This is a genomic window from Devosia sp. MC532 (assembly GCF_016461625.1).
In the GTDB taxonomy this organism is placed as follows: Bacteria; Pseudomonadota; Alphaproteobacteria; order Rhizobiales; family Devosiaceae; genus Devosia.
Genome location: NZ_JAEMNZ010000003.1, coordinates 261,053 through 280,884, shown reverse-complemented (window position 1 = coordinate 280,884; position 19,832 = coordinate 261,053). Strand labels below are relative to the sequence as shown.

At 58.3% G+C, this 19,832-nt stretch carries 22 protein-coding genes; 14 read left to right on the top strand and 8 right to left on the bottom strand.

All coding sequences use genetic code 11. From position 1 onward, the window contains the following. Window positions 1-9: 9 nt before the first annotated feature. Window positions 10-990 carry an iron exporter MbfA gene (gene mbfA, locus JHC09_RS05965; protein ID WP_199531192.1) on the top strand — a complete coding sequence of 327 codons (981 nt, stop codon included), beginning with the start codon at window positions 10-12 and terminating at the stop codon, window positions 988-990. Here the strand turns inward: mbfA and JHC09_RS05960 are convergent. Then, complete coding sequence (locus tag JHC09_RS05960; protein ID WP_199531191.1) at window positions 987-1,490, bottom strand: DUF2306 domain-containing protein; 504 nt, start codon at window positions 1,488-1,490, stop codon at window positions 987-989. The two genes, mbfA and JHC09_RS05960, sit on opposite strands and share 4 nt — an antisense overlap. An 88-nt stretch (window positions 1,491-1,578) precedes the next feature. On the opposite strand from JHC09_RS05960, the gene JHC09_RS17165 reads away from it, so the two are divergent. Next, window positions 1,579-2,343 carry a LytTR family DNA-binding domain-containing protein gene (locus JHC09_RS17165; protein ID WP_199531190.1) on the top strand — a complete coding sequence of 255 codons (765 nt, stop codon included), beginning with the start codon at window positions 1,579-1,581 and terminating at the stop codon, window positions 2,341-2,343. A gap of 53 nt (window positions 2,344-2,396) precedes the next feature. Here JHC09_RS17165 and JHC09_RS05950 read toward each other — a convergent pair whose 3' ends face one another. Beyond that, complete coding sequence (locus JHC09_RS05950; protein WP_349236513.1) at window positions 2,397-3,422, bottom strand: rhodanese-related sulfurtransferase; 1,026 nt, start codon at window positions 3,420-3,422, stop codon at window positions 2,397-2,399. Between the two features lie 99 nt (window positions 3,423-3,521). Between JHC09_RS05950 and JHC09_RS05945 the strand changes: the two genes are divergently transcribed. Both JHC09_RS05945 and JHC09_RS05940 read left to right on the top strand, forming a co-directional pair. Next, window positions 3,522-4,544: an aldo/keto reductase gene (locus tag JHC09_RS05945; protein WP_199531188.1), complete on the top strand. Its 1,023-nt coding sequence runs from the start codon at window positions 3,522-3,524 to the stop codon at window positions 4,542-4,544. A gap of 582 nt (window positions 4,545-5,126) precedes the next feature. Next, on the top strand, window positions 5,127-5,681 hold the full coding sequence (locus tag JHC09_RS05940; protein WP_199531187.1) for a transglutaminase-like cysteine peptidase: 555 nt from the start codon (window positions 5,127-5,129) through the stop codon (window positions 5,679-5,681). Between the two features lie 87 nt (window positions 5,682-5,768). Here JHC09_RS05940 and lepA read toward each other — a convergent pair whose 3' ends face one another. Then, the gene (gene lepA, locus JHC09_RS05935) at window positions 5,769-7,574 is read right to left on the bottom strand and encodes a translation elongation factor 4 (protein ID WP_182394656.1); all 1,806 of its coding nucleotides are present in this window, start codon (window positions 7,572-7,574) and stop codon (window positions 5,769-5,771) included. A gap of 102 nt (window positions 7,575-7,676) precedes the next feature. On the opposite strand from lepA, the gene JHC09_RS05930 reads away from it, so the two are divergent. Next, window positions 7,677-8,471 carry an extensin family protein gene (locus JHC09_RS05930; protein ID WP_199531186.1) on the top strand — a complete coding sequence of 265 codons (795 nt, stop codon included), beginning with the start codon at window positions 7,677-7,679 and terminating at the stop codon, window positions 8,469-8,471. 1 nt (window position 8,472) lies between these two features. Here the strand turns inward: JHC09_RS05930 and JHC09_RS17055 are convergent, their stop codons facing one another. Beyond that, entirely contained in the window at window positions 8,473-8,604 is a 132-nt protein-coding gene (locus tag JHC09_RS17055) for a hypothetical protein (RefSeq protein ID WP_282567661.1), read from the bottom strand. A 95-nt stretch (window positions 8,605-8,699) separates the two neighbouring features. On the opposite strand from JHC09_RS17055, the gene JHC09_RS05925 reads away from it, so the two are divergent. From JHC09_RS05925 to JHC09_RS05885, 9 genes are all read left to right on the top strand, one after another. After that, window positions 8,700-9,581, top strand: coding sequence for a LysR substrate-binding domain-containing protein (locus JHC09_RS05925; RefSeq protein WP_199531185.1), 882 nt, complete (start codon window positions 8,700-8,702; stop codon window positions 9,579-9,581). A 145-nt stretch (window positions 9,582-9,726) separates the two neighbouring features. Continuing rightward, entirely contained in the window at window positions 9,727-10,521 is a 795-nt protein-coding gene (locus tag JHC09_RS05920; RefSeq protein ID WP_169194243.1) for a transporter substrate-binding domain-containing protein, read from the top strand. 102 nt (window positions 10,522-10,623) lie between these two features. Then, window positions 10,624-11,442, top strand: coding sequence for an amino acid ABC transporter permease (locus JHC09_RS05915; protein WP_199531184.1), 819 nt, complete (start codon window positions 10,624-10,626; stop codon window positions 11,440-11,442). A 76-nt stretch (window positions 11,443-11,518) separates the two neighbouring features. Then, entirely contained in the window at window positions 11,519-12,040 is a 522-nt protein-coding gene (locus JHC09_RS05910) for a CreA family protein (protein ID WP_349236517.1), read from the top strand. Window positions 12,041-12,199: 159 nt separating this feature from the next. Beyond that, window positions 12,200-12,835, top strand: coding sequence for a peroxiredoxin (locus tag JHC09_RS05905; RefSeq protein WP_169194245.1), 636 nt, complete (start codon window positions 12,200-12,202; stop codon window positions 12,833-12,835). Window positions 12,836-13,294: 459 nt separating this feature from the next. Then, window positions 13,295-13,648, top strand: a complete 354-nt coding sequence (locus tag JHC09_RS05900) for a septal ring lytic transglycosylase RlpA family protein (protein WP_169194246.1) — start codon at window positions 13,295-13,297, stop codon at window positions 13,646-13,648. A 148-nt stretch (window positions 13,649-13,796) separates the two neighbouring features. Then, a complete protein-coding gene (locus JHC09_RS05895) occupies window positions 13,797-14,966 on the top strand; it encodes an MFS transporter (RefSeq protein ID WP_199531241.1) in 1,170 nt (389 codons plus the stop codon). Further along, window positions 14,963-16,123 carry an MFS transporter gene (locus JHC09_RS05890; RefSeq protein WP_199531182.1) on the top strand — a complete coding sequence of 387 codons (1,161 nt, stop codon included), beginning with the start codon at window positions 14,963-14,965 and terminating at the stop codon, window positions 16,121-16,123. The genes JHC09_RS05895 and JHC09_RS05890 overlap by 4 nt, the downstream gene beginning before the upstream one ends. Window positions 16,124-16,132: 9 nt before the next feature. Next, complete coding sequence (locus JHC09_RS05885; protein ID WP_199531181.1) at window positions 16,133-16,609, top strand: MmcB family DNA repair protein; 477 nt, start codon at window positions 16,133-16,135, stop codon at window positions 16,607-16,609. On the opposite strand, the gene truB is transcribed toward JHC09_RS05885, so the two are convergent. From truB to JHC09_RS05865, 4 genes are all read right to left on the bottom strand, one after another. Further along, window positions 16,606-17,514, bottom strand: coding sequence for a tRNA pseudouridine(55) synthase TruB (gene truB / locus JHC09_RS05880; protein ID WP_169194249.1), 909 nt, complete (start codon window positions 17,512-17,514; stop codon window positions 16,606-16,608). The genes JHC09_RS05885 and truB overlap by 4 nt on opposite strands. Before the next feature lie 3 nt (window positions 17,515-17,517). Continuing rightward, window positions 17,518-17,928, bottom strand: a complete 411-nt coding sequence (gene rbfA, locus JHC09_RS05875; RefSeq protein WP_169194250.1) for a 30S ribosome-binding factor RbfA — start codon at window positions 17,926-17,928, stop codon at window positions 17,518-17,520. 32 nt (window positions 17,929-17,960) lie between these two features. Next, entirely contained in the window at window positions 17,961-18,611 is a 651-nt protein-coding gene (locus JHC09_RS05870) for a hypothetical protein (RefSeq protein ID WP_199531180.1), read from the bottom strand. Between the two features lie 165 nt (window positions 18,612-18,776). Continuing rightward, complete coding sequence (locus JHC09_RS05865; RefSeq protein ID WP_199531179.1) at window positions 18,777-19,799, bottom strand: D-glycerate dehydrogenase; 1,023 nt, start codon at window positions 19,797-19,799, stop codon at window positions 18,777-18,779. Window positions 19,800-19,832 lie beyond the last annotated feature (33 nt).

The following is a 19,832-nucleotide window of genomic DNA, read 5'->3' as shown; positions in this document are numbered from 1 at the left end:
TGAACAAAGATGCTGAAGCTCTGGCCTGATGCCCGCCGCGATTTTTCATCCCTTTCCGAACGCGAAATTCTCGCACTAGCGATTGCTGCGGAAGAGGAAGATGGGCGTATCTATCTGGAGTTTGCTAGCCGTCTGGGCGAGACCTATCCAGGCTCTGGCGCGCTGTTTGAAGGCATGGCCGCTGAGGAGAACGAACATAGGCGTCGCCTGCTCGATCTGTATCTGACCAAGTTCGGCGAGCATCTGGTGCCCATTCGCCGCGAACACGTTCGTGGCTTTCTCACCCGCAAGCCGATCTGGCTTTTGAAAACCCTCACCCTTGAGCAGGCGCGTCAGCAGGTTTGGGAGATGGAAGAAGCGGCATTCCGCTTCTACCTCGCCGCTGCCGCGCAGGTGAGCGATGTGTCGACCCGCAAGCTGCTGAGCGATCTGGCGCAGGCCGAAAAGGGCCACGCCAAACGCGCCACTGACCTTGACGAGACCCATCTCGGCGCCGACGGGCACGAGAGCGAGAAGAACGAAACCCATCGTCAGTTCCTGCTCACCTATGTCCAGCCCGGCCTTGCTGGCCTGATGGATGGTTCGGTCTCGACCCTTGCCCCGGTCTTTGCCGCCGCCTTCGCCACGGGCGACACGCATCAGACATTTTTGGTTGGTCTTGCCGCAGCCGTTGGCGCGGGCATTTCCATGGGCTTTACCGAGGCAGCGTCTGACGACGGTAAGCTGACCGGGCGTGGCTCGCCGATCAAGCGCGGCTTTGCTGCAGGGATCATGACTGCTGTCGGCGGCTTGGGCCATGCCCTGCCCTATCTCATCGCTGACTTCTGGGTTGCGACGTGGGCGGCAGCAGCCGTCGTTATTCTCGAGCTCTGGGCCATCGCTTACATTCAAAAGCGCTATATGCAGACCCCGTTCTGGCGCGCCGTATTGCAGGTGGTGCTCGGCGGCGCCTTGGTTTTCGCTGCCGGCATTCTCATCGGCAACGCCTAGCGCTGGACAGAATGTGCGCCGCGCAGCAGTCGCCACCACGACAGCGCGGCCACACTCAGCGCCAGAGCGATAATCACGAGACACGGGGTCCACCCCGCCTCTGCGCCAAACAAGACCGCGTGCATGCGACGACCCGGCAAGAAGGTGAATGCGCCCGCAAGCAACAGCGCGCCAATATAGGTGCCCTGCATGCCAGCACGGTGTGCCACCACGTCGCGCTGCACCTTGATCGCCCATAGGGCTTGGCCAATCCCGATATAGGTAACAAGCGTCAGAATGTGGATCGGGCTGAACGGCCCGAACAACCGGCCCTCATGGATGAACAACGAACTGGTGGCCACCACCAGCATCAGCACAACCCAGACCTTGCCCAAGGCCTTGTGCAGCCGCGTCCCCTTGCGACGCCACAGCACCAAGGCGCCCAGCAGGAATGCGGCAATGGCCGCGATGACATGAATTTGGATCACGAGACCAGCATTGAGCAGAGGAGTGAGCGACATGGGAGACCTTGATCTTGCTTGCCTCTTCGCCATGGCTCTATAAGCTCGCCCCGTACAACCTCCATTTCGCCAATGGCCGCTCCCCTACGTGAACCACACCATCCTGCAGTCTACGCTTCGTGAAATGCGCACCCTTGCGGGTGATGCGCGCAGTTGGATAACGCTCACGATCATCGCCTTACTGGTGGGGATGATTGGGCCTTTCGGCTCCTTCGATTTACCGCTTCATATTCGCCTGCCCTATTGGGCGGCAGTGGTCATCGTCACCGCAATCATTGGCACCGCGACCGCAAGTTTTTTTGAGCTATTGCTCGGCACCCGCTTGCCGCCCGTGCCGCGAGCCCTTGTCGCTGGAAGCATTGCCGGGCTGCCCGGCGTCGCCTGCGTCATTGGAGTCAATCAACTCGCTTTTGGCTGGTCCTTCCCGACCAGAGAAGCTGCGAGTTTAACGCTCTATTGCATAGCAATTTCGGCCGCTGTCACAGTGCTGAGTGCAGTATTCACACCGCGCGAAGCGCCCACTGCCTTGGCCGATGCGACGCCAGCCCTACTCAGCCGCATGCCGCTGCACCAGAGAGGTCGGTTGCTTCACTTGGCTGTGGCTGACCACTATGTTGAGGTCTCCACCGATCGCGGCACAGCCTTGCTGCTGTTGCGCCTGTCGGATGCCATGCGAGAAACCGCCCCAATCGCCGGGCTACAGGTACACCGCTCCCATTGGGTAGCGTTGGATGCTGTCCGCGGGTGCGTCCGGGAGAATGGTAAGCTGCTGCTCGAACTTGAAACGGGGAAGCGCGTGCCGGTCAGCCGCAGCTATACTGACGCTGTCAAAGCGGCAGGCCTCACGCTCTAAATCGCAAAAGGGGACCACCGGCCCCCTCCTGAATTCAAATTAGTGCGACGGCCTTAGTGAGCCGCTTTGGCCGCCGCCTTAGCGTTGAGCGCTCGCGATTGCTCAGCACGTTGCTTTTTCGCCTCACGAGCCTTGCGCGCAGCCTCAACGGCCGCGTCACCCATATGCGCCAAGCCACGCTTTGCAGCGAGATCGATCTGGTGCTGACGCTCAGCCGCGGCCTTGCGCTTACCTTCATCGTTGATGCAATGCGAGCAGCTTACGCCTTCAACATAGTGCTCATGCGCGCGGTCCTGTTCGGTCAGCGGATGGCGGCATGAACGGCAGAGCGTTGCCGTACCGATTTCAAGTCCATGACCGACCGACACGCGCTCGTCGAACACGAAGCACTCGCCGTTAAAGCGGCTGTTCTCTTCCGGCACTTTCTCAAGATATTTGAGGATCCCGCCCTTGAGGTGGAACACCTCTTCAAAACCCTGGCTGAGCATATAGCTCGACGCCTTTTCACACCGGATACCGCCGGTGCAGAACATGGCGACTTTCTTGTGCTGCTTGGGGTCGAGGTTATTGGCGACGTAGTCCTTGAACTCGACAAAGCTCTCGGTCTTGGGGTCGATGGCCCGCTGGAAGGTGCCGATATCGACTTCGTAATCGTTGCGCGTATCGATCAGGATGACGTCATTGCGCTCGATCAGCGCATTCCAGTCTTCTGGCTCGACATAGGTGCCAACCTCACGGTTGGGATCAACCTGCGGCGCGCGCAAGGTAACGATCTCGGGCTTGAGCCGCACTTTCATGCGCAGAAACGGCTCGCTGTCAGCGAAGGAATACTTGGCTTCCGCACCGGCCAAACGTGGGCCGAAAGGCCCGGAAGCAAACAAATAATCAGAAAGCGCATCAATCGCGTCCGGCGTACCGGCGACAGTGCCATTGATACCCTCAGGCGCGAGGATCAGCGTCCCCTTAATACCGCGCGCGCAACAAAATTCCGCAAGCGGCGCCTTGATCTCCGCCGCGTCGGGCAGAGAGGCAAACTTGTAGATGGCCAATACCTTGTATGGATGATCTTGCTGGGACACTGTACTATCTGAGCTGGGTGCGGACGTCTTCGTTGACCCGCTCATAGCACCACAAAAGCCCGGCGTCACGGGCAGGCAAGATTTGTTTGGGAGACTGAGATGACCTACCGCGCCGACCCTGCTCGATATGACACGATGCATTATCGTCGTTCGGGCCATTCGGGTCTGAAACTCCCTGTCGTCAGTCTCGGCCTTTGGCAAAATTTTGGCGGCACGCGCGACTATCCGAGCGCCATGGAGATTTTGGGCTACGCTTTTGACCAGGGCATTACCCACTTCGACCTAGCCAATAATTATGGCCCGCCAGCAGGCTCGTCAGAAGAGCTCTTTGGGCAGGTCATGACCCGTGACTTCCGCCCTTATCGCGATGAAATGATCATCTCGACCAAGGCTGGCTATAATATGTGGCCAGGCCCTTACGGCGAATGGGGAAGCCGCAAATATATGCTCGCCAGCCTTGATCAGAGCCTTAAGCGCATGGGGCTCGATTATGTCGACATCTTCTATTCGCACCGCTTCGATCCCGAAACGCCACTTGAAGAAACCATGGGCGCGCTGGCGCATGCTGTGAAATCCGGCAAGGCGCTTTACGTCGGCATCTCCTCCTATCCGGAGAAAGAAACCCGAGAAGCCCATCGCATCCTCAAGGACATGGGCGTCGCCACCACTATTCACCAACCCAGCTATTCGATGATCAATCGCTGGATTGAAAACGACAAAACCATCGACGCTTGCGGCGAGTTGGGCATTGGCGTTATCGCCTTCTCGCCGCTGGCGCAGGGCGTGCTCTCCGGCAAATATAATTCGGGCGCTGTGGCGGGCACGCGCGCAGAAAACCCCAATGGGTCGTTGCGCGCCAATCAGATTGAACCGCGCGTTTTGGATGCCGTCGAGAAACTGGGTGAAATTGCCAAGTCCCGCGGCCAGACCATGGTGCAGCTTGCGCTCAGCTGGGTATTGCGCCGCAAGGAGATGACCTCGGCCCTGATCGGCGTGCGTTCGCTTGAGCAGCTCAAGGACAATCTGGGTGTGCTCAATAATATCGACCTGAGCGCCGACGAGATCGCGGCGATTGATGACGCCACCAAGGGTGGGCAGTTGCAGCACCATCCGCGTCCATAAGAGGAGCCAGCGATAAGCCACCGGAGACCGCCTTGCCTGAACCATCAGCAAGGCCATCCTCCGGTGCTATCGCGCAAACCCATGCCTCTCGCCCGCAGAGGAAGACACAGATTTAGCAGCAACTGGCTTTACTAAAACACAGTTCTCCCACCTCGCCCCCAGCCTGCGCCGTTGAAATGCAAAATCTACCGCTCGTTCACAGCGAACGGACGCAGTCAGCGATCACAAAGCCGACAGCGACATGTCGGCCAATGATCTATTTAGACTTCAATCTGGCCAATCGATTATTGCGCCCCAAAGCGTTCAAATTGCCAACTACAGGCAATCCTAAACCACTAGCTTAGCGATATATACAAAAGCTTGATCCGGATAACGGCAAGTTTAATTGCGCCGAGATTTGCGCCGCTACCGGCACAGCTAACCACTTATAACAACTTGGTTATTTACGTTCTCGTGAGCGGTATTAACCCAGCCAACATCACCCTCTATGTGAGCGGTCAACGCACCCCTAGATCCATGTTGTGACCCGCAGAATCGCCTGCTTGGCGAGGCCACGCGTCCGCTCGTTTTCGGTGATGAACCATGCAGATTTTTACTTCGCTTCGCCGCGTCGCTGGCATCGCATTGGCTGCCCTAACCTTCGCTCAGCCACTGTCCGCTTATGCCGTAGATTATTCCTCCGTTCGGCAGGCCGGTTGGGAAGACATGTGCATGCGCGGTGACCAGCCCATGAACTTTTGCAGCTCTTTTGCGGGCCCTTCGTCTATCGCCTATTCGCGCGAACTCGAAGCGACACTGCAGAGCATCAGCCAGCAGATCAACTCCCGCTACCGCTTTTCGTCCGATAGCCGCGCCTATGGGGTGAGCGACCACTGGACTGTACCGATGCGAGGCGTCGCCGATTGCGAAGACTATGTGCTCGCTAAAATCATGGCACTGAGCGAAGCGGGATATCCGGTTTCGGCAATGCGCATCAAGATTGGCCAGCTGCGTTCGGGCGAATGGCATGCGGTGCTCGGCGTTAAGACCGACAATGGCATCATCACGCTCGATAGCCTCAATGGCTTCTCCAACGGCTACCGCACCATGTTCTATCTCGACATGAATAACACCAGCAGCTGGCGCGTCGCGGGGTAAGTCAAAGCACAACAAAAGTGCGACAAAAGAAAAACCCCGATGCTCGCACCGGGGTTTTGTTATCCGAGGACCAAAGGCCCCAAATAACTATTCGTCGCCCATCTTGAGGGCCTTGATGAAGGCTTCCTGCGGGATGTTGACGTTGCCGTATTGGCGCATCTTGGCCTTACCCTTTTTCTGCTTATCCAGCAGTTTGCGCTTACGGGTCGCGTCACCGCCATAGCACTTCGCCGTCACGTCCTTACGCATGGCGCGAACGGTTTCGCGGGCAATAACCTTGCCGCCGATGGCCGCCTGGATCGGGATAACGAACAGGTGCTGCGGGATCAGTTCCTTGAGCTTTTCGCACATCTGACGACCGCGCGATTCAGCCACCGTGCGGTGAACGAGCATGGACAGCGCATCGACCGGTTCGGAATTGACGAGGATCGAAAGCTTTACCAGATCGCCTTCGCGATGGTTGTCGAGGTGGTAATCGAAGCTCGCATAGCCCTTCGAGATCGACTTGAGGCGATCGTAGAAGTCGAACACCACTTCGTTGAGCGGCAGGTCATATTCGACCATGGCGCGCGAACCAACGTAGGACAGATTGGTCTGAATGCCGCGACGATCCTGGCAAAGCTTGAGGATCGAGCCGAGGTATTCGTCAGGCGTTAGAATAGTCGCCTTGATCCATGGCTCGCGGATTTCTGTGATCTTCATCACGTCCGGCATGTCTGCCGGGTTGTGCAGCAGCATAGAGGTGCCGTCGGTCAGCTCCATCTCGTAAACCACAGATGGCGCCGTCGCGATCAGATCGAGATCGAACTCGCGGCTGAGGCGTTCCTGAATGATTTCGAGGTGCAGAAGCCCAAGGAAACCACAGCGGAAGCCGAAACCGAGCGCGGCCGAGGTTTCCATTTCAAACGAGAAGGACGCATCGTTGAGGCGCAGCTTGCCCATGGCAGAGCGCAGCTCGTCAAAGTCCGAAGCATCAACCGGGAAGAGACCGCAGAACACCACGGGCTGTGCTGGACGGAAGTCTGGCAGCGGCTCAGCGGTCGGCTTACGGTCGTCGGTGATGGTATCACCAACGTTGGTGTCCGCCACTTCCTTGATGGAAGCGGTGAAAACGCCAAGTTCGCCTGGGGTCAGTTCTTTGACTTCAACCAGCTTAGGCGTGTTCACGCCAACGCGGTCGAGATCATAGACGGCGCCGGAGGCCATCATGCGGATGCGCTGGCCCTTCTTCATCACACCATCAATGATGCGAACCAGAACGACAACGCCGAGATAGGTGTCGTACCAGCTATCAACCAGCAGGGCCTTCAGCGGCGCGTCGATATCGCCCTTCGGTGCTGGCAGACGGGTAACGATGGCTTCCAGAACGCCCTCAATGTTGAGGCCGGTCTTTGCCGAAATTTCAATCGCGTCCGAAGCATCAATGCCGATAACGTCTTCAATCTGCGTCTTTACGCGCGGAATATCCGCTGCGGGCAGATCGACCTTGTTCAGGACAGGGACGATTTCGTGGTTGGCTTCTAACGCATGATAGACGTTGGCGAGCGTCTGCGCTTCCACACCTTGGGAGGCGTCAACGACGAGCAGCGAACCTTCAACCGCCGACATGGAGCGCGAGACTTCATAAGCAAAGTCAACGTGTCCGGGCGTGTCGATAAGGTTGAGAACATAGTCCTCACCATCCTGCGCCTTATAGTTGAGGCGCACGGTCTGTGCCTTGATGGTGATCCCGCGCTCGCGCTCAATCTCCATATTGTCAAGCACCTGCTCCTTCATCTCGCGGGCTTCTAGGCCCCCGGTGAACTGGATCAGGCGATCAGCAAGAGTCGACTTCCCATGGTCGATGTGCGCGACGATGGAGAAATTGCGGATGTTTTTGAGCGGCGTTGTCATGAGCGCGCTGATAGCAGATGCAAACAAGGGCGAGAAGATGGTTTCAGCGCAGTAAAGGTGGGTTTTGCGGCAACTCTTTCGTTAAGTCGACGTTAGCGAGCGATGCAAAGCCCCAGTCTCGCCCTTGTAACGCTCATTCTTCTCTCCGCCGCCAGTGCGGCTCAAGACAATGCGCAAACTGCGCCGGACCCCTTCGCGTCCCAAATCACTATTCTCAACAACGGCAAGAGCGAACCCATGGCGCCCGCAATGCCGACGCCAAGACCAGAGGTTCGGCCCGTCGCGCCGACCAGCGACCAGCCCACTAAAAAGCCCGAACAAGCAGCGCCCGCCCCCGTAGCCGAACAAGCCTCCTGCCCCGCTTTGAAAAATGGCACGGTGATCGGCGAGATGATCGCCCCGATCTCCGAAGGCCGCTGCGGCACCGCCTCGCCCATTCTGATGACAGGGGTGAAAGTGGGACGGCGCGATATTCCGCTGGCCATGCCAGCAACCGTTACCTGCGGCGTCGCCACCGCCGTCGCCGATTGGGTCGCAGTGCTGGACGCGCAGGCGCAAGAACTCACGGACAGCCCGCTCGCCAGCGTCACCTCAGGCGGGTCTATGGTGTGTCGCGCCCGTATTGGCACACGCTCTGGCGGCGTATCGGAGCACAGCTTTGCTAATGCGCTCGACATCCACGGCTTTATCCTCGGCGATGGCCGGGTGATAGACGTCTTAAAAGATTGGCGCCCGAGCGATGCGCTTAAGGGTCAGTTCCTGAGGTTTGCGCAGCAAGCAGCCTGCGAACGCTTCAACACCGTTCTTGGCCCCGATGCCAATGCCGCCCACGCCAATCACTTCCACGTCGATGCGAAATGCCGTGGCGACGATTGCGCGGGCAGATATTGTCAATAAGTCACTCGCACTTGGGGTGGTGCGGCGGCAGATCGGCCCAGTCGCGTGGTTCAGGCTCATCGCAATTAAGCGGCGTCACAAACTTTTTGAAAAGCAGTTTGAGGCGGCGCAGCGCGGAAAACAGAATAGACATTTTGTATCCTTTCACAAAATGAATGGCCTTCACTTTGCGCCAACGACTGCACCTATCCAATCGACAAGACCTGCCGCCGAGTATAGAAAAACTATATGAGTGCGCAATTTCCTATTCCGCTGAACGCGCTACGGGCCATTGAAATCGTGGCCCGCCTCGGTGCGCTCGCGCCTGCAGCAAATGAGTTGGGCGTCACCGTTGGGGCGGTGAGCCAACATATACGCCGCGCCGAAGAGCGATTAGGCTTAACGCTGTTTGCACGCACCAGTGACGGCCTACGCCCATTGCCAGTCTTGATGGAGATCATGCCGCAACTAAGCTCGGGCTTTGCTGCGCTCGGCGATGCTTTGGCGCAAGTCACGGGCGACGACGATAGCGTGCTCAATCTCACGGTCGGCAGCGTTTTTGCGTCTCGCTGGCTCATCTGGCACATGGGCAATTTTGCGCAAGCGCATTCTGACATCGAGCTGCGCTTGTGCGTCACTGCCGCGATGACCGATCTCAACCGACGCGACATTGATTGCGGGGTGCGATTTGGCTCGGGGCACTGGCCTGGTGTCAACGCCACCAAAATCGGCGGCCAGAGTTTCCAGCCGGTCTGTTCCCCGGACTTCTGGGCAACACATAAAGATCGGCCCTACGCCGAACTGCCGGTCATTATCGATACGACCAGCATGCTCGATTGGCCCAGCTGGTCCAAAGCTGCGGGCAAATCTCCGCTCGCGCATGGGCACGGCCCGGTCATTTCCGACGCCTCGCTGGCCTTTGATGCTGCCCTATCGGGTCAAGGATTATTGCTCGCCGTCGACATGATGACGGATGAATTGGTGGAAATGGGGCGCTTGGTTCGCCCCTTCCACCGTGCGACCACCGGCAACAATGCCTATTATCTGGTCACCGCCAAAGGGCGTCGCGAAACACCCAAACTTCGCGCCTTCCGCCAATGGCTCCTGCATGAGATGGGACCGGTGCGCTAGCGCCACGCCTTTGCTCAAACCCACTGAGGGCGAGCGAATTTTCTGAATTCAAGCGGCTCCTGAGCCAAGCGTTTCCTCGCCACATATTTGCAGATTTCGCGCACTCAGCTAGTCTCTCTCCCAGAGACTTGGGAGACACAATTCCATGAAGACGATTTTGACCGGCGCAGCGGTATCTGCACTGGCTTTGGCGCTGAGCGCGCAGAGCTTTGCGGCCGAGCTGCCGAACCTTGATGGCCGCACCATCCATGCGGTGACCGAGAACGCTTATTACCCGCTCAACTTTGCGGATCCGAAGACCGGCGACGGCATTGGCCTTGAATATGATGTCATCAACGAAGTGGCCAAGCGCCTCAATGCCAAGATCGAGTGGGATCTGTCGGCTTGGGACGTGATGATCGAAGCGGTCCGCTCCGGCCAGTTTGACATCGGTGCCGATGGCATCACCATCACCGAAGAGCGTGATGAGGTGATCGACTTCACCGATCCATTCATCACCGTTGAACAATATCTGCTCGTCCGCGCTGATGAAGAGCGCATCACAGGTGCTGAGAGCTTTGCCGAAAACGCCGATCTCCTCTTTGGCGCGCAGGCAGGTACTTCTTCCTTCTATACCGCGATCTATGACGTGCTTGATGGCGACGAAGCCAATCCGCGCGTCAAAACCTTCGATAGCTTTGGCGCTGCCGTTCAAGCCGTAAAGGCTGGCGACGTCGACGCCATTATCGCCGATCAGGCCGCGGCGACCGGCTATATGGGCGCTGATCCCGGCGCCTTTAAGCAGATTGATGAAACGCTCAAATCCGACCCTCTGGGCTTCATTCTGACCCCGGGCTCCGATCTCGTTGAGCCGTTCAATGCCGCCCTCGACAGCATGCGCGAGGATGGCTGGCTCGATGAGCGCATCAACTACTGGTTCTTCGAATACGCCGCCGAATAGTCTGCACGCTCAAGACAGAGCTTTGACTGAAAAAGGCCCACTCCGGCTTGCCGAGTGGGCCTTTGCTATGCCCTATAGGGCGAAAGAAAATACTGGCGTCTGATGACTTATAAACCCCGCCGCCCCTCTCTTATGAGCCGCACGCCTTGGTGGCTGGTAACCCTTGCCCTGATCTTCGTTCTTGGCTTCTGGGCGATATCGGCCGATCAAACCTATTCGAAAATCTTCGACACGGTGTCGGGTGGCGTGGTCACGACGCTCTGGGTAACGCTGCTCGCCTTTGCCGCAGCAATCGTGCTCGGCCTTTTGGTGGCCTTAGCGCGCACCTCAGGCATTCGGGTCTTGAGCGAGATCGCAACATTTTACGTTGAGTTGATCCGCGGCATTCCCATCCTCGTCTTCCTCTTTTACATCGCCTTCGTTGCCGCCCCAGCTATGGTGTCCGGCTTTAATTGGCTCTTCTCGCCTGTGATCGAGCTGGGCTGGCTGGCTCCGGCCAGTGTGCGCGGCTTTGATTTCGTCTGGCGCGCCATCTTCGCGCTCACGGTCTGCTACTCGGCCTTCATCGCCGAGATTTTCCGCGCAGGCATAGAGTCCGTCGACAAGGGCCAGATCGAGGCCGCGCGCGCGCTTGGTCTGTCGCGCTGGAATTGCTTCCGACACATCATCTTCCCGCAGGCGTTCCGCACGGTCCTGCCACCGCTCGGCAATGACTTTGTCTCTATGGTCAAAGATTCCGCGCTGGTCTCGGCCCTCGGCGTTCAGGACATTACCCAGCTGGGCAAGCTGTCCGCCTCGAACAGCTTCCTATTCTTCGAGACCTATAACGTTGTGGCCTTTCTCTATCTGACCATGACGCTGTCGCTTTCGCTGCTGGTGCGATGGCTCGAAAAAGTCATGGACCGACAAAACTTGCGCTAAGGCTCCGCGAAACCTTGTAGCGCGGCAGATCGTTCCCAATCTCATAGAGACACGAATGGAGAAGTTGATGAACGCTATTGCCCGAGTTGCCGTTCTCGCCACTGCTGCGCTTGCCCTTGTCGCCTGTGGGCGTCAATCCGAAGTGGGCAGTGTTGGCGTCGACTGGACAGGCAATGACATCTCGATTGAGGCTGTCGCCGATCCCAATGTGCAAGGCATTGTCTGCCACCTCTCCTATTTCAACCGCTCGTTCATTGACCGCGTGAGTCAGGGCAATTGGTTTGAAGACCCCTCCCATTCCGCTCTCGACTGCAATGCTGTGGGCCCAATCAACATTGGCAACATCCGCACCAGCTCGGGTGGAGAAGAGATTTTCAAGCAGAACCGCTCTCTGATTTGGAAGTCGCTCCGCGTCACCCGCATTTACGACAGCGCCAATAATGCCCTCATCTATCTCGCCCACGCGCGCGAAGTGAACCAGGGCTCTGGCAAGATGAGCCTCTCGGTGGTTCCCCTTAACGGGCTTGATGTCACTTGGGAAAATGGCGCTCCAGCCACCACGCCGATGCAGGGCTCAGTCATGGTTTCGGGCGAATAGAACGCTCATTTCCTTTTCACTTTGGCTTGCGCAAGGAACGCATCCAAACCGTCCCGCATTGGCAAAAGCGTTCCCCGCGCCCCCACTTCAATCGGCAATCACGGGCACGATATTCTACAAACAAGCACAGAGCCCATTGCTTGGGCGAAGGAATAGACAATGGCGATCCTGATCGGCGATACCGCACCAGATTTCACCCTCGAAAGCACTGAGGGCACCATCCACTTCCACGACTTCATCGAAGGATCGTGGGCCGTTCTCTTCAGCCACCCGAAAAATTTCACCCCGGTTTGCACCACCGAGCTGGGCTACACCGCCAAGCTCAAGCCTGAATTTGAGAAGCGCGGCGTCAAGGTCTTGGGTCTCTCGGTCGATAAGCTCGAAGACCACGCAGGCTGGGCCAGCGACATTGAGGAAACTCAAGGCGCGGCTCTCAACTTCCCGCTTTTGGCTGACACCAAGGGTGAAGTCGCACGCAAGTACGACATGATCCACCCCAATGCGGACAACACGCTCACCGTGCGTTCGGTATTCGTCATCGGTCCGGACAAGAAGGTGAAGCTGAAAATTGAATACCCAGCGTCAACCGGCCGGAACTTTGATGAAGTCATCCGCGTCATCGACAGTCTCCAGCTCACCGCCAAGCATCAGGTGGCGACGCCGGTCAATTGGAAGAGCGGCGATGACGTGATCATCGTACCTGCTGTCTCCAACGAACAAGCCAAAACCAAATATCCTGAGGGCTGGACGGAACTAAAGCCATATCTGCGCATTGTTCCTCAGCCGAAGAACTAACGGCACCCTGTTTTCTCCCTGACTGACCTTCGGGCGGTGACCTTGTCATCGCCCTTTTTCTTGCGCGTAAAGCCGCGAAAATCGGCCTCTCCCGCCCAAATCACGCCACAAATGCACGGGCTTTGGCGCTTGCAAGGGCTTTTTCCACATTCTCCACGGGCCATATCGGGAGAAAAATGACACCTAATCGGGAACCGTTGCACATTTCCCACAGGGAGAAAATGAATCCGGATTTAGTTCTTCAACTTGCTCCAGATCAGCAATCGCGAAAAAAGCTGAGATTCTGAATCTCTAAATCAGCCGATCGCTAGACTCGCAACTTTGCGTGAAACCCGCGTGAATGCGCCAAATTCGCCCATTCAGGACCCCCAATTACCCAAGTGTGGCAACTTGCCCACAATCTTGTCCGCGGTACGGGGTAGTTAGTCGTCAACGACAACTACTGTGAGCTCTAGATCATTGACTAAGAAAGTCCTCATTGTTGCTGCCTCGGCTGCGGCACTCTTCGCTTTCGTCCCTGCAGCCTACGCCCAATGTGGCGGTGCCTCCTGGTACGGACCTGGCTTCCACGGCAAAACTGCCGCTTCTGGCCAAGTGTTCAACGAAAATGCAATGACCGCTGCGCACCGCACGCTTCCATTTGGGACCGTCGTGGAAGTTGAAGATCAGCGCACCGGCAAATCAATCGAAGTCACCATCAATGACCGTGGTCCATTCCATGGCAAGCGCATCATCGATCTGTCCAAGGCTGCAGCAAGCGCCCTTGGGTTCAAGAACGCTGGCGTCACTTCGGTTTGCATCGCGCAAAAATGACCGTCTCTGAGGGCTGAGACGTTCAGGCCGCCTCCGGGCGGCCTTTTTCTTGCGCGCCTCGAAATCGATATAATTTCGGCCGCCAACTATTCTCTCAATGAACTGCTTGGCCTAGCTTAGCTCAACTTCGAGTTCGAGCACTTTGACCATGCGATTCGGCCTAAGCCTGCCGCCCCAGATTTCCGTCTTCGGGGCGTTTTTTGTATATTCCTTTTGCATGGGCAGCATGTTCCCCCGACTGCCCGATATTCGCTCCGCAATGGACGTCGCTGAGGGCATGCTCGGCTTGGCCCTCATCGGCTCTGCTGTTGGCACGCTGATCTCGCTGACCTTCGCAGGCCCGGTCATCGAAAAATATGGCCATAAGCGCGTGCTCTTGATCGCCATTCCCCTGCTCTCGGTGCTCTACGCCGCGTCAATGTGGGCTCAGACACCACTGGCGTTCTTCTTGTTGCTCGTGCCGGTGGGCCTCACCATTGGCGCCATTGAGATCATCATCAATATCGAGGCGGATCGCGTCGAGCATCTGATCGGCCGTCGGATTATGAACCGCGCGCACGGCTTTTGGAGCCTTGGGTTCTTTGCCGCTGGCATTGTCGGTGCCACCGTTGCGCAAACCGGCCTATCGCCTCAGCTGCATCTGATGCTGATGGTACCCGTAGTGCTGGTCGCGACCTTGCTGCTCTTGGGTCAATTCAAGGCCGCTCCCCATCGCCAGACCAGCGCGGAGAGCGGACCAAAATTTGCCCGTCCGACGATGACGATTATGACGCTCGTGGGCGTCTGCCTTTCGGCTATGCTGATGGAAGGCGCGGGCATTGATTGGTCTGCGATCTATATGAAGGACCTGTTTGGCGCTGAGCCGTTCTGGGCCGGCATTGCCGTTGCCTTTGTGGCGGGCAGCCAAGCCGCCACCCGTTTCGTCGCCGATAGCTTTGTTGAACGCTATAGCCCGGTTCGGGTCGCCCGCGTTCTGCTGACCATTTTGCTCATCGGCACCCTTATCGTCTTCTGGGCTCCATCGGCAATCGCCTCCTATCTCGGCTTTGCTCTGATTGGTGTCGGCTCCTCGGCGCTGTTCCCGCTGGCCATGTCGGCCGCCGCGCAGCAAACCGACCGCCCCGCGGCAATCAATGTCGCAGCTCTCGCCCAGTTCTCCTTTACAGCCTTCTTGCTTGGCCCACCGCTTCTCGGCTTCATCGCCGAGCATTGGGGCATTCAGTGGACGTTCGGTGTGGGCCTGCCCCTAATCCTGATCAGCCTCCTGACCTCCCACGTTCTGGCGCCCAAGCCCGTTTCTACGACTGTTCCCCGATGATCGCTCCACAACACCGCATCTACGCCAGCTTCTTCTTCTTTGCTCTGACAACGGGCGCGCTTATGGCGCGCCTGCCAGACCTTCAAACTCAGTTCGGCCTTTCCGAGGGCCAGCTCGGCTTGACCATGATCGGCATGGCAATCGGCTCGCTCCTATCCTTGACCTTTGGAGCGCCGATCATCGAGAAAATGGGCTTCCGCACCACGGCCTTCATCACGGTGTTGGGACCATCATTGCTGTTCGCAACCATTCCTTGGTTGCCCTCCGCGCCCTTCATGTTTGCGGTTCTGTTCTTGGCCGGCATTTGTTCAGGCGCGCTGGAGATAAACCTCAACGTCGAAATCGACCGCCTCGAAACGCAAACCGGCGGGCGGTTTATGAACCGGGCCCACGGCTTCTGGAGCGTCGGGTTTTTCGTCACCGCACTGTTTGGCGCGATGATCCGTCAATCGGGTCTCACCACCAATTGGCACCTGCTGGCGATTGCCATCATCGTTGTCGCCATTGCTGGCTGGTTGATCTACGGCGCAACAAACGCCCCAAAGCCGGTCCGCGCTACCGATGGCGACACCCACAAGTTCGCCTTCCCAACCCTTGGCCTGCTGCCCCTTTGCCTCATCGGCTTTGCCGCCTTCTTGGTTGAAGGCGCGGGCATCGATTGGTCGGCGATCTATATGCGCGACGTCTTTGCTGTTGAGCCATTCGTCGGCGGCATGAGCCTCACCATCTTCGCATTCTTTATGGCCCTCGTCCGCCTTACCGCTGACCCCGTCGTCGCGCGTTATGGTCCACGCAATGTCGCCATGGTCATGCTGGCAGTCGCAAGCCTTGGCGCAACTTTGGTTTGGCTCGCACCAAACTCCGAGCTCGCCCTCCTTGGCTTTGCGCTCATGGGTGCAGGCTGCTCGTCTGTTTATCCACTCGCTGTGTCCGCTGCCGCGCAGCGCACCGATCGTCCGGCGGCCGTCAACGTAGCGGCGCTTGGTCAGGTGAGCTTTGTGGTGTTCTTCCTCGCGCCGCCGCTGCTCGGCTTTGTTGCGGAATTCTTCGGCATTCGCGCCTCCTACATGGTCTGCCTACCGCTCCTCATGGCAGGTCTTTGGGCGTCGAGCTTTGCGCTCGGCGGCAAACACAGTTCTGCCAAAGCGGCGGGGTAAGCGCAGGTCATGAGTGACGAGCTGCCCGCCATTATTGACCTCCGGCAATCAGCAACAGCCCTGCGCGTCCAGCGCGGGGTGATGCGGATGCTGCGGGAGCGACACGATATGGCGTGTTATGCTGAGGTCGCACTCAACAATGGGCGGCGCGCCGATGTGCTCGCCGTCGGTCCCAAAGGCGAGATTTGGATCATCGAGATCAAATCGAGCCTGATCGATTTTCAGGTCGACCGGAAATGGCCCGAGTACCGCGAATTTTCTGATAAATTCTTCTTCGCCAAGCCACCGGAACTCGACAGCGAGATTTTTCCCGAGAGCGAAGGTCTCATCGTGGCCGATGGCCATGATGGCGCAATTCTGCGGGACAGCCCGGATACCCCGCTTCCGCCCGCACGCCGTAAGGCAATGATGCTCAAACTGGCGCGCTTGGGCGCGAACCGGATCCATGCCTTGATGGACCCGGGTCCGCGATTGGATGGGGTCTAGAGGTTAAAGACGCGCCGGGGCTGGAACTGACCAAAGGCCACTCCGCCCGTAGCGATAACCTTGCCCTTAAAGCTGACCCAGCATTCGTCCATGTTGACCGGCGCATTAGCGCCCGTCAGCAGAACCGCATTGCCATGCTGCACAGCTGTTGCTTGCAGAGCATCAAGACGGATCTCGGGAACATCAACCAGCGCCGCATGCACAGGCTTGAGCAGCGCATCGCGCACCTCGCCCGCTTCCGCAGCTTCCAGCTCTTCGAGCGTCACCGCGTCAGCGTCGGTGAAAGGACCAACCTGCGCACGATGGAGCGTTGTCACATGGCCGACGGTGCCGAGTGCTTCGGCAATGTCACGCGCCAAAGAGCGCACATAAGTACCCTTGCCGCAGGTGACTTCCAGAACCGTTTCGCTATCGCCATGCGACACGATGTTGATCGCGTCCACTTCGATCGGGCGAGCGGCTAGTTCGACCTCTTCACCTGCGCGCGCAAGATCATAGGCACGCTCGCCATCGACCTTAATCGCCGAAAAGATCGGCGGGCGCTGCATGATGAGGCCGGTGAACTGCGGCAGCACCGCTTCAAGCGCAGCCTGGTCGGCGCGCACATCCGAGGTGGCGATCACTTCGCCTTCAGTGTCATCCGTAGTTGTGGCTTTGCCCCAACCGATGGTGAACCGATAGACTTTGGTCCCGTCCTGCACCTGAGGCACAGCCTTGGTGGCTTCACCCAAGGCAATCGGCAGAATGCCGGTCGCGAGCGGATCAAGGGTTCCGGCGTGGCCGCCCTTGGCTGCAGACAGTAACCAACGCACCTTGCCAACGGCCTGGGTGGAGGTGAAGTCATATGGCTTGTTGAGCACGATCCACCCGGAGATGGCACGCTTCTTCGACTTGGCTTGCGTCAAGGCTTAGTCTTCGCTGTCGTCAGAATTGTCTTCGAGATCGCGCTTTACGCGGTCAGAGCGCAGCAGCGCATCGATGCGCCCGGCTTCTTCGAAGGTCTCGTCCACGTGGAAACGAATGTCCGGAGCGAACTTGAGGTTCAGCTGCGGCGCGATGCGTCCGCGGACAAATTTCTTGTGGCGGTTGAGTGCGTCAACGATTTCTTGCGCGTGCAAGCCACCGAGCGGCATGACATAGGCGTTCGCGAGCTTGAGATCGTTCGACATACGCACTTCTGGCACGGTCACGACTGTGCCAACCAGAGCTTCGTCTTCAATCTCGCCGCGCGCGAGCACGTCCGCCATTGCGTGGCGCACCAGTTCCCCAACGCGCAGCTGGCGCTGGCTCGGGCCTGAGGGCTTGTTGTCTTTCTTCATAAGCGTTGCGATAGGCCCTTGCGGGCTTCTCGTCAATCCGCTCGCAGCAGCGATACCTGTTCCTTGAGCTGGGCAATTCGTGCTTCAATCTCGTCGGGCGAGATCGGCCAAGTATCGCTCTTGCTCGCATCAAAGCGCGGCGTGCGCCACTCTTGATAGACCATGCCGATGCCCACTTCAGAGCGATAAAACCCCATGATCATCACTTCGCCTTCGCCGACAAAGTCGATGATGTGATCGGCATAGGCGCCGCAGACATAGCCCAGGGGCGGCAGAACATCGCCTTCGTCCGGCTCCAGCTGAAACAGCGCAATCGTGTCCGGATCGCACCCTTGCGCATACACATTGATCACCGAGGTGCGAAAATCCTGCAGGCTCATGCTGGCGCGCGTGCTCAGGCGCGCCCCATACATAGTGGTCCAGAATTTTTCATTCTCGCCCGCGCGATAGAGTTCCAACTGCGCTTGGCTGTCGTCCTCGGAATAGCGTGCGAGGGCCTTATCGCTCAATTCGACGAGGCTTTTGGTTTCCGCCGCCCAATCCGGCATGGGCATGACCAAGCGTTGCCCCAAAGCATCCAGCGCCAGCTGGCCGTCGACTTCGCTGAGAGGGGCATCACCCAGACCCTGCGCATAAACGGGCGCAACAAACAGCAAACACACGGCAATTAAGGGGCGTCTCAACGGCATACTCCTCGCCTACGCAGCAGTTCCAAGCGCGGCTCTTGAGTAGTCAACGAGCCACTAGCGTAGTCGTTGCAGAGTTATGGCCCCGCGAACTTGCATGCAAGCAGCAGAACAAATTCTGATTGACGCAAAGTTAGTGCTGCGTCCGATGCGCAACAGTTTTCAAGCGCCGCGCGACAATCGCGGGCCTAAGCTTTCGGGCAAAAGGCGATGGGGAGGTTGATGCCCGTCCATGAAGGTGCGGATATTGACGATCACGGCCTCGCCCATTTCGACCCGGGCTTCGAGCGTTGCTGACGCCATGTGGCCGGTGAGCACAACACGATTGTCCTGCGCCAACTCCAGCAGTCGCGGGTTGATGCCAAAACGGTTGTCGAACACATCGAGCGCCGCGCCTGCCAAATGCCCGGCCTCAAGCCGCTCGATCAGCGCGGTTTCTTCGATCAATTCGGGGCGGCTGACATTGACCACATAGGCTCCCGGCTTCATCGCCGCGAGACGTTGCTCGGACAAAATCCCATTGGTGCCCCGTGTTAAGGGCGTGTGCAGGGAGACAATGTCCACCTCGGCCAACATGGCATCCAGATCATCCCAATAGGTCGCATCGAGCGGCGCTTCCACCGCTGGAGGACGCCGATCGCGGGAATAATAATGGATCGACAGGCCAAAGGCCTTGGCCCGCTGCGCCACCGCCGTGCCAATGCGCCCCATGCCGACGATACCCAAGGCTTTGCCGCGCAAGCGATGGCCAAGCATGGATGTTGGGGACCAGCCCGCCCAGGCGCGGTCGCGCAGAAGGATTTGAGTGCCCTCGACCAAGCGCCGCGGCAGCGCCAGCATCAGCGCCATCGCCATATCGGCCGTATCTTCAGTCAAAACGCTGGGCGTATTGGTCACCGTAATGCCAGCGGCCCAAGCGGCCTCAAGGTCAATATTGTCCACCCCATTGCCAAACTGGGCGATCAGCCGAACGCTGGCTGGGAGTTGGGCAATGAGCGACGCGTCAATTCGGTCGGTGATGGTGGACACCAACACATCCTTACCCGCGAGGCCGAATACGATGTCCGCCCCGCTCAAGGCGTCATCCGCTTCGTTGACATCGGTCTCAAACAAGGTGGCCATGCGCGCTTCAATCGTCGCAGGCAGCCGCCGAGTGACCAAAATCTTGGGTTTTGTTGATGTCATTCGTACCAGTCGGGCCCGATCACGTCTGCTTGG

Bases quoted from the DNA above. Each gene is read 5' to 3' on its own strand.
- mbfA (WP_199531192.1), top strand. From the start codon at position 10: ATGCTGAAGCTCTGGCCTGATGCCCGCCGCGATTTTTCATCCCTTTCC.
- JHC09_RS05960 (WP_199531191.1), bottom strand. From the start codon at position 1,490: ATGTCGCTCACTCCTCTGCTCAATGCTGGTCTCGTGATCCAAATTCAT.
- JHC09_RS05945 (WP_199531188.1), top strand. From the start codon at position 3,522: ATGACCTACCGCGCCGACCCTGCTCGATATGACACGATGCATTATCGT.
- JHC09_RS05940 (WP_199531187.1), top strand. From the start codon at position 5,127: ATGCAGATTTTTACTTCGCTTCGCCGCGTCGCTGGCATCGCATTGGCT.
- lepA (WP_182394656.1), bottom strand. From the start codon at position 7,574: ATGACAACGCCGCTCAAAAACATCCGCAATTTCTCCATCGTCGCGCAC.
- JHC09_RS05930 (WP_199531186.1), top strand. From the start codon at position 7,677: ATGCAAAGCCCCAGTCTCGCCCTTGTAACGCTCATTCTTCTCTCCGCC.
- JHC09_RS17055 (WP_282567661.1), bottom strand. From the start codon at position 8,604: ATGTCTATTCTGTTTTCCGCGCTGCGCCGCCTCAAACTGCTTTTCAAA.
- JHC09_RS05925 (WP_199531185.1), top strand. From the start codon at position 8,700: ATGAGTGCGCAATTTCCTATTCCGCTGAACGCGCTACGGGCCATTGAA.
- JHC09_RS05920 (WP_169194243.1), top strand. From the start codon at position 9,727: ATGAAGACGATTTTGACCGGCGCAGCGGTATCTGCACTGGCTTTGGCG.
- JHC09_RS05915 (WP_199531184.1), top strand. From the start codon at position 10,624: ATGACTTATAAACCCCGCCGCCCCTCTCTTATGAGCCGCACGCCTTGG.
- JHC09_RS05905 (WP_169194245.1), top strand. From the start codon at position 12,200: ATGGCGATCCTGATCGGCGATACCGCACCAGATTTCACCCTCGAAAGC.
- JHC09_RS05895 (WP_199531241.1), top strand. From the start codon at position 13,797: ATGCGATTCGGCCTAAGCCTGCCGCCCCAGATTTCCGTCTTCGGGGCG.
- JHC09_RS05890 (WP_199531182.1), top strand. From the start codon at position 14,963: ATGATCGCTCCACAACACCGCATCTACGCCAGCTTCTTCTTCTTTGCT.
- JHC09_RS05885 (WP_199531181.1), top strand. From the start codon at position 16,133: ATGAGTGACGAGCTGCCCGCCATTATTGACCTCCGGCAATCAGCAACA.
- rbfA (WP_169194250.1), bottom strand. From the start codon at position 17,928: ATGAAGAAAGACAACAAGCCCTCAGGCCCGAGCCAGCGCCAGCTGCGC.
- JHC09_RS05865 (WP_199531179.1), bottom strand. From the start codon at position 19,799: ATGACATCAACAAAACCCAAGATTTTGGTCACTCGGCGGCTGCCTGCG.